Annotated in this window: 8 protein-coding genes and 1 pseudogene; 6 read left to right on the top strand and 3 right to left on the bottom strand. The window is 65.1% G+C overall.

Annotated features, from left to right (window positions below; all coding sequences use genetic code 11):
• Positions 1-299 precede the first annotated feature (299 nt).
• Positions 300-2,003 (top strand): NADH-ubiquinone oxidoreductase-F iron-sulfur binding region domain-containing protein, encoded by a 1,704-nt coding sequence (locus YU9_RS0111030; RefSeq protein WP_027572877.1) that lies wholly within the window; start codon positions 300-302, stop codon positions 2,001-2,003.
• Complete coding sequence (gene fdhF, locus YU9_RS0111025; protein WP_027572876.1) at positions 2,000-4,765, top strand: formate dehydrogenase subunit alpha; 2,766 nt, start codon at positions 2,000-2,002, stop codon at positions 4,763-4,765. Before YU9_RS0111030 ends, fdhF begins: the two co-directional genes overlap by 4 nt.
• Positions 4,766-4,905: 140 nt before the next feature.
• Here the strand turns inward: fdhF and YU9_RS41290 are convergent.
• Positions 4,906-6,074: pseudogene (locus YU9_RS41290) on the bottom strand (IS481 family transposase).
• Positions 6,075-6,249: 175 nt separating this feature from the next.
• Here YU9_RS41290 and ybaK point away from each other — a divergent pair.
• The gene (ybaK, locus tag YU9_RS0111010) at positions 6,250-6,723 is read left to right on the top strand and encodes a Cys-tRNA(Pro) deacylase (RefSeq protein WP_027572873.1); all 474 of its coding nucleotides are present in this window, start codon (positions 6,250-6,252) and stop codon (positions 6,721-6,723) included.
• A gap of 9 nt (positions 6,724-6,732) precedes the next feature.
• On the opposite strand, the gene YU9_RS0111005 is transcribed toward ybaK, so the two are convergent.
• A complete protein-coding gene (locus tag YU9_RS0111005; RefSeq protein WP_027572872.1) occupies positions 6,733-7,416 on the bottom strand; it encodes a GntR family transcriptional regulator in 684 nt (227 codons plus the stop codon).
• Between the two features lie 153 nt (positions 7,417-7,569).
• Here YU9_RS0111005 and tcuA point away from each other — a divergent pair, with 153 nt between their 5' ends.
• A complete protein-coding gene (gene tcuA, locus YU9_RS0111000; RefSeq protein ID WP_027572871.1) occupies positions 7,570-8,961 on the top strand; it encodes an FAD-dependent tricarballylate dehydrogenase TcuA in 1,392 nt (463 codons plus the stop codon).
• Complete coding sequence (gene tcuB / locus YU9_RS0110995; protein WP_027572870.1) at positions 8,948-10,048, top strand: tricarballylate utilization 4Fe-4S protein TcuB; 1,101 nt, start codon at positions 8,948-8,950, stop codon at positions 10,046-10,048. Before tcuA ends, tcuB begins: the two co-directional genes overlap by 14 nt.
• 40 nt (positions 10,049-10,088) lie before the next feature.
• Here the strand turns inward: tcuB and YU9_RS0110990 are convergent, their stop codons facing one another.
• Positions 10,089-13,493 carry an acyl-[ACP]--phospholipid O-acyltransferase gene (locus tag YU9_RS0110990; protein ID WP_027572869.1) on the bottom strand — a complete coding sequence of 1,135 codons (3,405 nt, stop codon included), beginning with the start codon at positions 13,491-13,493 and terminating at the stop codon, positions 10,089-10,091.
• Positions 13,494-14,163: 670 nt separating this feature from the next.
• Here YU9_RS0110990 and YU9_RS0110980 point away from each other — a divergent pair.
• Complete coding sequence (locus tag YU9_RS0110980) at positions 14,164-14,784, top strand: TetR/AcrR family transcriptional regulator (RefSeq protein ID WP_027572867.1); 621 nt, start codon at positions 14,164-14,166, stop codon at positions 14,782-14,784.
• Positions 14,785-14,798: the final 14 nt, after the last annotated feature.

Here is a 14,798-nt window from a genome sequence, read left to right as displayed (position 1 = left end):
CGCGAGCGGGAGCGCGCCTTGCGCGCTCCCGCCGTAGCCTCGGAGCGGAAGCGCGATACGATTTCGCTATCGCAGCATGGGAAGCCTTTATTGATATCCAGGCCAATTCAGGCTTCGTTCTATCAGTTGGCGCGTTGGACGAACGCAAGGCCGTGTCCGGGCAGCGATCCAAGGCTGCCCTTTGGGTTGCCCTTGGGCCCGCGCTTAACTGCTTCCGCGAGCATGATAATCTTCTTGGCATCTGGCATGCCAGAAGCTACAACTGGAGCCGTTCTAAAAGACGAGATTGAGACGAATCGATGAGCCACGACGTGCACCAGGTCCGCTCCTTCGAGCATCCCGGCGAGGGACGCCGACGCGCCAAGGCGACCCCCAAGGGGCGGCAGGTCGATCCCACGGCCGCGCACGAGATCGAGCTGTTGCTCGGTGACAGGCCACGGCGGCGCGATCTCCTGATCGAATATCTGCACCTGATCCAGGACAAGTACCACCAGATCTCCGCTGCGCATCTGGCCGCGCTCGCCGACGAGATGAAGCTTGCCTTCGCCGAGGTGTTCGAGACGGCGACCTTCTACGCGCATTTCGACGTGGTGAAGGAGGGCGAGCCCAACATTCCGCCGCTGACGATCCGCGTCTGCGATTCGCTGACTTGCGCGATGCTCGGCGGCGAGAAGCTGCTTGAGGATCTGCAGAGCGCGTCAGGCCCCGGCATCCGCGTCGTGCGCGCGCCCTGCGTCGGTCGTTGTGATACTGCGCCCGCCGCAGAAGTCGGTCACAACTTCGTCGATCACGCCACCGTCGCCAATGTGATGGCGGCGGCAAAGGCCGGCGACACTCACGCGCATCTGCCCAAATATGTCGACTACGATGCCTATCTCGCCGGCGGTGGCTACAAGCTGCTGGGCCGCCTGCGCTCGGGCGAGCTGTCGAAGGACGATCTTCTGAAGGCGCTCGACGATGCTTCGCTGCGCGGCCTCGGCGGCGCCGGCTTCCCCACGGGGCGCAAATGGCGCGCCGTGCTGGGCGAACCCGGCCCGCGGCTGATGGCGATCAATGGCGACGAGGGTGAGCCCGGCACGTTCAAGGACCGCTATTACCTCGAAACCGATCCGCACCGCTTCATCGAGGGCATGCTGATCGGCGCGCATGTGGTGCAGGCCTCCGACGTCTACATCTATCTGCGCGACGAATATCCGGCCTCGCGCGAAATCCTCGAGCGCGAGATCGCAAAGCTCCCCGCGGGCGGCCCGACGCTGCACATGCGGCGCGGCGCCGGCGCTTACATCTGCGGCGAGGAATCCTCCCTGCTGGAAAGCATCGAAGGCAAGCGCGGTCTGCCCAGGCACAAACCGCCGTACCCGTTCCAGGTTGGCCTGTTCGGGCTGCCGACGCTGATCAACAACGTCGAGACGCTGTGGTGGGTGCGCGACATCGTCGAGAAGGGCGCCGACTGGTGGAAGGGCCATGGCCGCCACGAGCGTCACGGCCTGCGCAGCTTCTCGGTCTCGGGACGCGTGAAGAATCCCGGCATGAAGCTCGCGCCTGCGGGTATCACCGTGCGCGAGCTGATCGAGGAATATTGCGGCGGCATGGCCGACGGTCATCAGTTCTACGCGTATCTGCCGGGCGGCGCGTCCGGCGGCATCCTGCCGGCATCGATGGACGACATCCCGCTCGATTTCGGCACGCTGGAGAAATACGGCTGCTTCATCGGCTCGGCTGCGATCGTGATCCTGTCGCACAAGGACAGCGTGCGGGCAGCGGCGTTGAACCTGATGAAGTTTTTCGAGGACGAGAGTTGCGGCCAGTGCACGCCGTGCCGCGTCGGAACCCAGAAGGCGGCGCTGCTGATGCAGAAGCCGGTCTGGAACCGTGCCCTGCTGGAAGAATTGAGCCAAGCGATGCGCGATGCCTCGATCTGCGGGCTCGGACAGGCGGCATCGAATCCGCTTTCCTCCGTGATCAAATATTTCCCCGACGAGTTCAAGGAAGCGGCCGAATGACGAAGATTACGTTCGAGCTCGACGGCAAGCAGGTCGAGGCCAATCCCGGCGAGACGATCTGGCAGGTCGCCAAACGCCAGGGCCGCGACATCCCGCATCTGTGCTATTCGCCGGCGCCGGATTATCGGCCCGACGGCAATTGCCGCGCCTGCATGGTCGAGATCGAGGGTGAGCGCGTGCTGGCGGCGTCCTGCAAGCGTACGCCGTCGGTCGGCATGAAGGTGAAGACGGAATCCGCGCGTGCGGTCTCTGCACAGAAGATGGTGATGGAGCTGCTGGTCGCGGACCAGCCGGCGCGCGAGACCTCGCACGACCCGGATTCGAAGTTCTGGCACTGGGCCGAGACCACCGGCGTCACCGAGAGCCGCTTCCCCGCCGCCGAGCGCTGGGCGACGGACGCCAGCCATCCGGCGATGCGCGTCAATCTCGATGCCTGCATCCAGTGCGGCCTGTGCGTGCGCGCCTGCCGCGAAGTGCAGGTCAACGACGTCATCGGCATGGCCTATCGCAACGCCGGCGCCAAGATCGTGTTCGACTTCGACGATCCCATGGGCGAATCCACCTGCGTCGCCTGCGGCGAATGCGTGCAGGCCTGTCCGACCGGTGCGTTGATGCCGGCCGTGATGCTCGACGACCAGCAGACCCGCGTCACCTACGCCGACAGGAAGGTCGATTCGCTCTGTCCGTTCTGCGGTGTCGGCTGCCAGGTGACCTACGAGGTCAAGGACGAGAAGGTGATCTATGCCGAGGGCCGTGACGGCCCCGCCAATCACAACCGTCTCTGTGTGAAGGGCCGCTTCGGCTTCGACTACATCCATCACCCACATCGCCTCACAAAACCGCTGGTGCGGCTGCCGAATGCGAAGAAGGATGCCAACGATCAGGTCGACCCGGCCAATCCCTTCACCCATTTCCGAGAAGCGAGCTGGGAAGAAGCGCTCGATATCGCTGCCAAGGGTCTGGTCAAGATCCGCGACGAGAAGGGCGTGAAGGCGCTGGCCGGCTTCGGCTCGGCCAAGGGCTCGAACGAAGAGGCCTATCTGTTCCAGAAGCTGGTGCGCACCGGCTTCGGCTCGAACAATGTCGATCACTGCACCCGGCTGTGCCACGCCTCGTCGGTGGCTGCGCTGTTCGAAGGCTTGAGCTCGGGCGCGGTGTCGGCGCCATTCGCGGCGGCGATGGATGCCGAGGTGATCTGGGTGATCGGCGCCAACCCGACGGTGAACCATCCGGTCGCTGCGACCTACATCAAGAACGCTGCCAAGAACGGCGCAAAGCTCTTTGTCATGGATCCACGCCGGCAGACGTTGTCGCGTCACGCGACCAAGCATCTGCAATTCAAGCCCGGCTCCGACGTTGCGATGCTGAACGCGATGATCAACACGATCATCACCGAGGGCCTCACCGACGACCAGTACATCGCCGGCTACACCGAGGGCTTCGAAGAGCTCAAAGAGAAGATCAAGGAGTTCACGCCGGAGAAGATGGAGCCGATCTGCGGCATCCCGGCGCAGACGCTGCGCGAGGTCGCGCGGACTTACGCGCGCGCAAAGTCGTCGATCATCTTCTGGGGCATGGGCATCAGCCAGCACGTCCACGGCACCGACAATGCGCGCTGCCTGATCGCGCTGGCGCTGATCACCGGCCAGGTCGGCCGTCCCGGCACCGGCCTGCATCCGCTGCGCGGCCAGAACAACGTGCAAGGCGCGTCCGATGCCGGCCTGATCCCGATGTTCCTGCCGGACTATCAGCCGGTCGGCCGCGACGATCTGCGCGGCGCCTTCGAAAAGCTCTGGCATCAGGATCTCGATCCGGTCCGCGGCCTGACCGTGGTCGAGATCATGAACGCGATCCATGCCGGCGAGATCAAGGGCATGTATATCGAGGGCGAGAATCCCGCGATGTCCGATCCCGATCTCCAGCATGCCCGCGAGGCGCTCGCCATGCTCGATCATCTCGTGGTGCAGGATCTCTTCGTCACCGAGACCGCGTTCCACGCCGACGTCATCCTGCCGGCCTCGGCCTTCGCGGAGAAGGAAGGCTCCTTCACCAACACCGACCGCCGCGTGCAGCTGGCGCGACAGGTGATCAAGCCGCCGGGCGATGCGCGGCAGGATCTCTGGATCATCCAGGAGATCGGCAAGCGCATGGGCCTGCCGTGGAATTACTCCGGCCCCGGCGACGTTTACACCGAGATGGCGGAGCTGATGCCGTCGCTGAAGAACATCAGCTGGGAGCGGCTCGTGCGCGAAGGCGCGGTCACCTATCCGGCCGACGCGCCCGATAAGCCCGGCAACGAGATCATCTTCACCACGGGCTTCCCGACCGCGAGCGGCCGGGGCAAGATCGTGCCGGCCAAGGTCATCCCGCCGGATGAGATTCCCGATGACGAATATCCGATGGTGCTGTCGACCGGCCGCGTGCTTGAGCACTGGCACACCGGCTCGATGACGCGCCGCGCCCAGGTGCTCGACCAGATCGAGCCGGAGGCGGTCGCCTTCATGTCGCCGAAGGACATGCGCAAGAAGAAGCTAGCGCCGGGCGACTTCATTCGCCTGGAGACGCGTCGCGGCGCCGTCGAGGTCAGGGTCCGTTCCGACCGCGACGTGCCGGAGAACATGGTGTTCATGCCGTTCTGCTACGCGGAGGCGGCCGCGAACCTGCTCACCAATCCCGCGCTCGATCCGTTCGGCAAGATCCCGGAATTCAAGTTCTGCGCGGTGCGGGCCGAGCGCGCGGAGATGCGCGACGCGGCGGAGTAGGGGAGAGCCTCGTCGTAATTACGCACGCGGTTTGCCACACCAACCGCTGTCATGCTCCGCGAAAGCGGGGCATCCAGTACGCCGCGACCCATCGATTCAATCACAACGGTCTCGGAGTACTGGATCGCCCGGTCAAGTGTTCAGCCCGGGGACATGACCGACGGGTGTTCGGGGACATAGCCGACACATTCTCCGCTCGCCAAGTCGATGATAGCGACTTGGTGGGCGGCAAAGAAGATCCCGTATTGCGCATCGTTTGCCGAGGGGCGGATGGCGAGGCGCTCGCCACGGAAGGCCTGTGGCACTTTCCAAAGACGTCCCTTGAAGCTGACATAGGCCTTGGTCGTGGAGACGCAGCGCACGATCTCATGGCTGTCGTATTCGACCTGTGGCAATCGATCGGGCATTGGTCGCTGGCTGGGCCGATATCGACTGGCCGGGACCTGTTGTCCGAGCGCCTCGTGTGGCCGTTCGAAGTTGTAGACTTCCCGCCAGGCGTCGAAGGCACGCTGCGTCTCTGCGAGATCGCGGAACTGTCGCAGTGCGACACCTCAGCCGCGAGGGTGCGGTGGAATCGTTCATTCTTGCCGCGGCTTTGCGGGTGATATGGGCGGCTGTGGATGACGGCGACGCCAAGCTTGAGCAGCCACACCGAGAACCGTGTCCATCGCTCGCCGGAAGGATCACCCCAGGGCGAACCATTGTCGACGAAGAAGGCCTCCGGGAGCCCGTAATGGCGAAAGGTCTTCTCCAGGCGGCTGCGCACGGTATCTGTGCGTTGATCGGCACAGGCCTGCAGGCACAGATCATAGCGGGAGTGGTCATCCACCACCGTCAGAGGATGGCACTGGGTATCGTTGCCGAGCCGAACCCAGCCTTTGAAGTCCATCTGCCACAACAGATTGGGGGCCGGCATCTCGAAACGCTGGCTTGCCATCGGGCCGCCGATCGGAGGCTTGATGCGGCCAGACCGACGCAAGATCTGATGAACTGTTGAGACTGCTGGCGAACGCAAGCCATTGCGCTCCAGGCAGTGAGCTATCTTGCGAGCTCCCCATGCCGGATGGGCATCGCGTACCGCGAGAATACGTGCCTCGAGCTCGCAATCGGTCTGTCCCGGGCTCGCATGCGGTCGGCGCGAGCGGTCGTCGACATTCTGATCCGCTTGCCATCGTGCAAGCCATTTGTAGCCCGTGTCCGGATGGATATTGAACCGCCGGCAGAGCTCCCGCCGGTTCGCTCCCTCCTGCATCGCAAGCCGCACGAACTCCCGCCGCTGATCCATCACCGACACCTCTCGCCAGGGCATGGACTTGGCCTCCTTTACCGCCAAATCCGTGCACTATGATGTGTCGGCTATGTCCCCGAACACCCGTCGGTCATGTCCCCGGGCTGAACATCAAGCCGGGCGATGACAGTGACTGTATGGAGCCGGCTTGTCCACACCGCTTCGCTCCTCCCAGTGACGGTGATAGATATGGCCCATGTCCAAGGTCACCCCAGCCACACGCGCGCTCACGGCCGCCGGAGTTGCGTTCACCGTCCACGCTTACGACTACGATCCTGACGCCGAGAGCATCGGGCTTCAGGCGGCCGCCGCCCTTGGCGAGGACCCGGCGCGCGTCCTCAAGACGCTGATGGCCTTGGTCGACGGCAAGCCGGTCTGCGTGGTCGTTCCGTCGGACCAGGAGGTCTCGATGAAGAAGCTCGCGGCGGCGGCTAGCGGCAAGTCGGCGCAGATGATGAAGCCGCCGGAGGCCGAACGCGTCACCGGCTATAAGGTCGGCGGCATCAGCCCGTTCGGGCAGCGCAAGCCGGTACGCACCGTGATCGAGCAGAGCGCGCTCGCGCACGACCTGGTCTATCTCAACGGCGGCCAGCGCGGCTTGCAGGTGCGGCTGAAGCCCACCGACGTCCGGGATGTCTTGAAAGCGATGGTCGCGGACGTGCTTGCGTGAGCGTCTCGCTTACTGCTTCTGCAGCAGCTTGAGCCGGCAGCGCAGCGCCTCGCGGATGTGCGCCCGCGCGAGCTGCTCGGCCTTGTCGCCGTCGCGCGCCGCGATCGCCTCGATAATGGCCTGATGCTCACCGTGGCTGGTCGAGGGGCGGCCCGATACGGTGAAGGTGGTCGGGCCGAGCAGGGCGATCCAGTCCTGCAATTCGCGAGAGGCGTTGTCGAGATAGCGATTGCGCGCGGCGCGGCAGATGGCGCCATGGAAAGCGCGGTTGAGCCTCGCCATCTCGGCTGCGTCGGTCGCGGATGCCTCGACAAAGGCCTGCTCGATATCCCTGAGTGCGTCGATCTCCGTGGCCGAGGCATGCGCCGCGGCGAGGCGCGCCGCGGCGCCTTCCAAGATCTCGCGCATGGCGTAGAGCTCGAGCACCTCGGAAATGTCGAGGTTGCGCACGATCAGGCCGCGGCCGCCGGCAGGCTCGACGAAGCCGCGCGCTGCGAGCCGGCCCAGGGCTTCGCGAACCGGGGTGCGGCTGACCTTCAGCCGCTGCGCCACTTCCTCCTCGCGCAGGCGGTCGCCGGCGCGGTAGCTGCCGGCCTGCAGCGCCTCGCATAGGGAGCGGAACACGGCTTCGCCGAGCGCCACGCCGCCGTCGCGCGCGATCGTTCCGCCTGTCTTTGCCGGGCGTCTGGCCATGCATCCTCGTCGACCGCCTAGCGCATCCTGCCCATGCAGAGATGTCGCTTGCGCCGCTTCTGTATATCTTTGTATACAAAAGTACGCAATGGGCGGGCCGGTTGATCCGCGTCGAGCAGAATGTCTCTAACTTCGTCGCATCGGACAGAGGGGATGAGCAGCAAATACGACGTGCTGGTGATCGGCGGCGGCAATGCGGCCCTGTGCGCGGCGATCAGCGCCCGGCGCGGCGGTGCCTCGGTGCTGGTGCTCGAAGGTGCACCAAGATTCTACCGCGGCGGCAACACCCGCCACACCCGCAACATGCGCTGCGCCCATGATGCGGCGACCGAAATCCTGACCGGCCCCTATACCGAAGAGGAATTCTGGGAGGACCTGCTGCGCGTTACCGGCGGACAGACCGACGAGGTGCTGGCGCGCCACATGATCCGCGAGTCCAAGGACATCCTGAACTGGATCGTGGAGCAGGGCGTACGCTGGCAGCCCTCGCTCGGCGGCACGCTGAGCCTCGGCCGCACCAACTCGTTCTTTCTCGGCGGCGGCCGGGCCATGCTCAACGCGCTGTATCTCACCGCTGAACGGCTCGGCGTCGAGGTCGAATACGATGCCGAGGTCACCGACCTCGTGATCGAGGACGGCATGTTCCTCGCCGCGCGCCTCAAGCGGCCGGTCAAGGGCGAGACCGAGATTCGCGCGACCTCGCTGGTCGCGGCGGCCGGCGGGTTCGAGGCCAACATCGAATGGCTGAAACAATATTGGGGCGAAGCCGCCGACAATTTCCTGATCCGCGGCACGCCCTACAATCGCGGCTCGATCCTGAAGATGCTGCTGGACAAGGGCGTGCAGGAGGTCGGCGACCCCACCCAGTGCCATGCGGTCGCGATCGACGCCCGCGCGCCGAAATTCGACGGCGGCATCATCACGCGGCACGACTCGGTCGTGTTCGGCATCGTCGTCAACAAGCATGCGCGGCGCTTCTACGACGAAGGCGAGGACATCTGGCCGAAGCGCTACGCGATCTGGGGCCGGCTGGTCGCGGCGCAGCCCGACCAGATCGCCTACATCGTCTTCGATTCCACCGTCGTCACGAGCTTCATGCCGACGCTGTTTCCGCCGATCGCCGGGCAGTCTGTGGCCGAGCTGGCGAGCAAGCTCGAGCTCGATCCAGCCGCGCTGGAAAAGACCATCACCGAGTTCAACGCCGCGGTGCAGCCCGGCACGTTCGACCACACCATCCTGGACGACTGCCGCACCGAGGGCATCACCCCGCCGAAGACGCACTGGGCGCGCAAGATCGAGACGCCGCCTTATCTCGCCTATCCGGTCCGGCCGGGCATCACCTTCACCTATCTCGGCACGCGCGTGAACAAGGAGGCGCGGATGCTGATGAAGGGCGGCAAGCCGTCCGCCAACATGTTCGCGGCCGGCGAGATTATGGCGGGCAACGTGCTCGGCAAGGGCTATGCGGCCGGCATGGGCATGACCATCGGCAGCGTGTTCGGGCGGATCGCGGGACGGGAAGCGGCGAAACATGCACGGAACTAGGATTTTGGACGAAGCCGACCGCCTGATGACGGTCTGCAATTCCTGCCGCTACTGCGAGGGCCTGTGCGCGGTATTTCCGGCGATGGAGATGCGCCGCGCCTTCTCCGACGGCGACCTCAACTATCTCGCCAATCTCTGCCACGCCTGCGGCGCCTGCTACGTCGACTGCCAGTTCTCGCCGCCGCACGAGTTCAGCGTCAACGTCCCCAAGACGCTGGCGGTGGCGCGCGCGGAATCCTATGCGGCCTATGCCTGGCCGCCGGCGCTGTCCGGCGCCTTCGCGCGCAACGGCCTCGTCATCAGCGTCATCGCCGCGCTCAGCATGGCCGCCTTCATTCTCGGATTCGCCGCGCTCAACGATCGCAACGTGCTGCTCGGTGTCCACACCGGTCCGGGTGCGTTCTACAAATTGATGCCGCACAATGCGATGGCCGTGCTGTTCAGCGCCGCCTTCCTCTACGCCATCCTGGCCCTCGTCATGAGCGTGCGCGCGTTCTGGCGCGACATCGGCGCACCGATTGGCGGCCGTGCGGACGGTGGCTCCATGTTTCAGGCGATCCGCGATGCCGGCGAGCTGCGTTATCTCCATGGCGGCGGCGTCGGCTGCTACAACGAGGACGACAAGCCCACCGACCGGCGCAAGCTGTACCACCACCTGACCTTCTACGGCTTCCTGCTCTGCTTTGCCGCGACCTCGGTCGCAACGCTCTATCACTATCTGCTGGGGCGCGAGGCGCCGTATCCGTGGTGGGACCTGCCGGTCGTGCTCGGCACGCTGGGCGGCATCGGTCTCATCGTCGGGCCGATCGGCTTGTTCACGGCCAGGATGCGGCGCGATCCGGTGTTGCTCGACGAGTTCAGCTACGGCATGGATGTCGGCTTCATCGCCATGCTGTTCCTCACCGGCCTCACCGGAATGGCGCTCCTGGTCCTGCGTGAGACCGCTGCCATGGGGCCGCTGCTCGCGCTGCATCTTGGCGCGGTGTTCGCATTGTTCATCACCATGCCCTACGGCAAGTTCGTGCACGGCATTTATCGCTTCGCCGCGCTGGTGCGTTACGCGCAGGAGCGGCGGACGGCGGCGTGAGCTGCGAACCCGCCTGGTTGAGGCACCTCATGCTTCCGTCTTACGCCACCTCGCGCTCCGGCGCGGATGCCTGTTCGCGGGCCATCGTCGTTGCCGTGACATAGTCGGTCTTGCCGGTGCCGAGCAGCGGCACCTTGTCGACCACCATGATCGTCGCGGGCACCGTCAGCTCGGACGCGCCGATCGTCTTGGCCTGGGCCTGCATGGCGCTACGCTCGGCATTCTTCTCCGTCGTCAGCAGCACGATGCGCTCGCCCTTGCGCTGATCCGGGATCGACACGGCGACGGAAGCAGCCTGCGGCCACAGCGCCGTCGCGATGGCTTCGACCGCCGACAGCGAGACCATTTCGCCCGCGATCTTGGCGAAACGCTTGGCGCGGCCCTTGATGGTGATGAAGCCCGCGGAGTCAATCGCCACGATATCGCCGGTGTCGTGCCAGCCGTCGGGAAGCTTTTCGAGCACGCCGGGATTTTCGGCCCTGAGGTAGCCGAGCATCACGTTCGGCCCGCGCACCGAGAGGCGTCCGCCTTCCTCGATGCCGGGGACCGGATCGAGGCGGCTTTCCATCAGCGGCGACAGGCGGCCGACGGTGCCGGGACGATTGGCCATCGGCGTGTTCATCGCCAGCACCGGCGCCGTCTCGGTGACGCCGTAGCCTTCGAGAATGCGGATGCCGTAGCGCTCCATGAACACCTGCCGCGTGCGGTCCTTGACCGCCTCGGCGCCGGCGATCACAAGGCGCAGGGTGCGGAAGTCATAAGGGTGCGCCGAGCGTGCATAGCCGGTGAGGAACGTGTCGGTGCCGAACAGGATGGTGGCGCCGGTCTGGTAGATCAGCTCGGGCACGATCCTATAGTGCAGCGGCGACGGATACATGTAGATCGGAATGCCCGCCAGCATCGGCATCATCATGCCGCCGGTCAACCCGAAGGAGTGGAACACCGGCAGCACGTTGAACACCTTGTCATCGGCATTGGCGTCGACCCGGGCCAGCGCCTGCGCCGCGTTGGCGAGGATGTTGCGGTGGGACAGCACCACGCCCTTCGGCGTGCCTTCCGAGCCCGAGGTGAACAGCACGACGGCGGGATCGTTGGCCTGGCGGGCGACGCGGGGCGTCGTGCCGGCGAGCAAGCCCTTGATCTTGTCGGCGATGCCGATCGAGGCGCGGACGTCCTCGAGATAGACGATTCGCGCCTCAGCCGAGATCGCGGCCATCAGCTTGTCGAGCTTGCCCTTCTCGATGAAGGCCTTCGACGTCAGCACGGTCTTGACCTGCGCGGCCTTCATGGCGGCGAGCACGTTGACCGGGCCGGCCGAGAAGTTGAGCATCGCCGGCACGCGGCCGATGTTCTGCAGCGCCATGAACACGACGGCGACGCCCGCGGAGTTCGGCAGCAACACGCCGACATTCTCGCCGGCAGCGGTGCCGCTCTCCAGCTTCCGGCTCAGGACCTGCGCGCCGAGGATCAGCTTGCGATAGGTCAGCTTGGTGCCGAGCGCGTCCTCGATGATGACCTTGCCGGTGTCGCGGTCGCGATAGGCGTGTCCAAGTGCTTCGAACAGCGTCTGATCGAGCATGGCGTTCTTCACGAGCGCGTCGATCATGACGTCCTGCAGCGCGGCGCCGGCGGCATTGCGGCGGGCCTTGCCCTTGAGCGATTCATCAACTGGGAGCTTGACCGGCGGCAGAATGGTGACCGTCACCCGCGGAAACCATGACCTCTTGATCTGGCTGCTGTTGAGATAGCTGAGATACGAGCGCTGTGCGCCTTCGATGCGAACCGGCACGACCACGGCGTCGGCCTTGTCGGCGATCATCGCGGTGCCGTCATAGACCTTCATCAGCGAGCCGGAGACGGTGATGCGTCCTTCCGGGAAGATCACCACCGGCTCGCCCGCGGCAACGAGCTTGATCAGGTCGCGTGCGGCCAGCGGCTTGGTCGGGTCCATGGTGTAGTGCTTGACGACGCGCAGGAACGGCTTGGCCCACCAGGCCTTGGCGATGCCGGTATCCACCGCGAAGCTCGCGTCGATCGGCAGCACGGCGTGCAGCAGCGGGCCGTCGATCAGGCTGACATGGTTGGGCGCGATCAGCATGCGGGTGCCCGGAGGCGGCAGGTTCTCGAGGCCACGCACCTCGGTGCGGAACAGTGCGCGGAAGAGCAGTCCGCCGAAGTCGCGCACGCCTTCCTTGCCCCACTTGGTGAGGACGAACCACACCGCGCCGAAGCTGGCGACGCCGAGGCCGAAGAAGATCCAGCCGACATGCAGCCCGCCCGCCTGCAGCAGCGCGACGAACAGCGAGCCGACCACCATGAAGGCGGCCTGCAGCACGTTGCCGGCGGCAATGATGCGCGCGCGCTCGGAAGGTTCCGACCAGGCCTGGACCGCGGCAAAGGATGGAACGACAAACAAACCGCCGCCGAATGCGAAGGCGACGAAGTCGACCAGCATGCGCAGGCCGCCGAACGAGGTTGCGAAGCCGAGCGCGGTAATGTCTTGCCCCTTGGCGGTCACGGCGATGGCGAAGGCGAGATCGAGGCCGGCAAACCCCATGATGATGGCGCCGATCGGCACCAGCGCGAGGTTGGGGCGAACGTGGCTGAGGCTTGCGGCAAACAGCGAGCCGATGGCGATGCCGATCGCGAAGATCGCAAGGCACAGCGTCACCACGCCCTCGGTGCCGCCGACCACTTCCTTGATCAGTGCCGGCAGCAGCGACAGCACGATGGCGCCGACCAGCCAGAACCAGGAGACGATCACGGTGCCGTCCCACAGCCGGTGATCGGCGTAGAGCGTCCTGAGCAGGCTCATCGTCGAGGTCCAGGGATTGGCGTTGACGGGCAGATCGGGCGCGGAGGGCGTTGTCTGCGGAATGCGGGACGCGAACGCCCAGGACAACAGCGCCAGCACCACGACGGCGGATGCGACCCAGCCCATATGCGCCGAGCCGGCCACGAACTGGCCGCCGGCGACGGTGCCGAGCAGGATCGCCATGAAGGTCGCGCCTTCGACCAGAGCGTTGCCGGTCGCGAGCTCGCCGAGCTCGAGCTGGTCCGGCAGCATGGCATATTTCACCGGGCCGAACAGCGCCGCGATGGTGCCGAACAGCGCGAGCGCTGCGAACAAGAGCGGCACCGAATGCAGGAAGAAGCCGGCGGCGGCAAAGCCCGCGGCGAAGATCTCGGCGAATTTGAGCCGCCGTGCGACGACGGACTTGACGTATTTGTCGGCGAGCTGGCCGCCCAGCCCGGACAGGATGAAATAGGGGAAGATGAAGACGGCGCCTGCGACCGTCACCAGGGCATCGCCGTGGCCGGTCGCCGCGCTGTAAAGCAGGATGATGACGAGTGCGTTCTTGAGCACGTTGTCATTGAGCGCCGAGAAGAATTGCGCCCAGAACAGTGGCGCGAAACGGCGTGACGACATCAATTCCCTGATCATGACTAGTCCTGTTTTGGAAAGGCAGCCTGAGGTTGTTACATTGACGGTGAGACGTCACGACCGGAGGCATTTGGGATGAACGCGTGCAGGATAACGACATCGCCGGCCTGCTCTGTCCCCTCAGTCCTCTGATCCTGTTGGTCTCCAAGTGGTCTCGTTAGGTTCGCAAATATCTGGTCGAGGCCGCGTCGAGCTCGGGTGGAGCGGCCTCGCTCGCCCGGATATGGCGCCGGGCGATGAAGGAAAGGCTGAACCGCATCGCTGAAATCCGCCGGATCGGCCGCGCACGTCCAGACATGGTGAGTCCATCCTTGCAGCCGGCTCTTGCATTCGAGCCGATCCACGTGTGCGCGCTTCAGGTGAGATGGGAGAGGTGGCGAAAGGGCGAGAGGCGGCCGAGCAGGCTGAACCGCCGGCCCTCGTGAGGCGCACGGGCGCGATTGGCCCACATCCGGACGGTCGCCCGGCGTTCCGCGAGCACACCCGCAACGTCGCAGGCATTGGCGATGCGATTGATCGGCGCCATGGCGAACCGCAGCAGGGCCCGGCCGAAGCCGGTCACGAGGGCGCCCGCGTCATCGACGAAGGTGGCGGCGATATCAACAGCGAGGGTTTGCATTTTCCAGGTCTCCGGGTTAATTTGAACAATGTTCACATGAGTAGCTTGAAAATGAACAATGTTCAAGAAGATTCGCCGCGTGACCAAAAAAAATCTCGGCGCCGGCTCCAGATCGTGGAGATCGCCCGCGGCATCATCTCAGCTAACGGGCTGAGATCATTGAAGGTTCGGGACGTGGCCGAGGCGGCCGGCTGTTCGGTTGGCAGCGTCTATAACGAGTTCGGCGACTTCGACGGGGTGATCCTGACCGTCAATCGGGAGACGGTACAGGCGCTCACGGCGCGGCTCCGGGGTGTTCCTGCCGAGGATCCGGTTCGCCAGCTCTATGGGCTTGCCCAGACCTATCTCGACTTTTTTGCGGGACACGCCAATCTGCTGCGCTCCTTGTTCGAGCATCGGATGGAGGACGATCGACCTTATCCGGACGACATCCTTCAGATGGTGATGGATGCGTTCGCGCTGATGCATCCACCCCTGGTGCGGCTATTGCCGGATGCGGATGACGTGAAGATCGCGCTGCTGTCGCGCACGCTGTTTTCCGCGGTGCATGGCATCATCTCGCTCGGCCTCGAGGAGCGCATGGTGGCCGTGCCGCCGCAGATGCTGCGCCAGCAGATCGAACAGTTCGTCGACGTCCATCTCAGAGGGCTCGGGATTCTGCCTATGCGGTGACAGCGGCGACCCGC

The sequence above is a fragment of the Bradyrhizobium sp. WSM1743 genome, from assembly GCF_000473065.1.
Lineage (GTDB): Bacteria > Pseudomonadota > Alphaproteobacteria > Rhizobiales > Xanthobacteraceae > Bradyrhizobium.
Note: the sequence above shows the minus strand (reverse complement) of the source record. Positions and strands in the feature narration are given on the sequence as shown.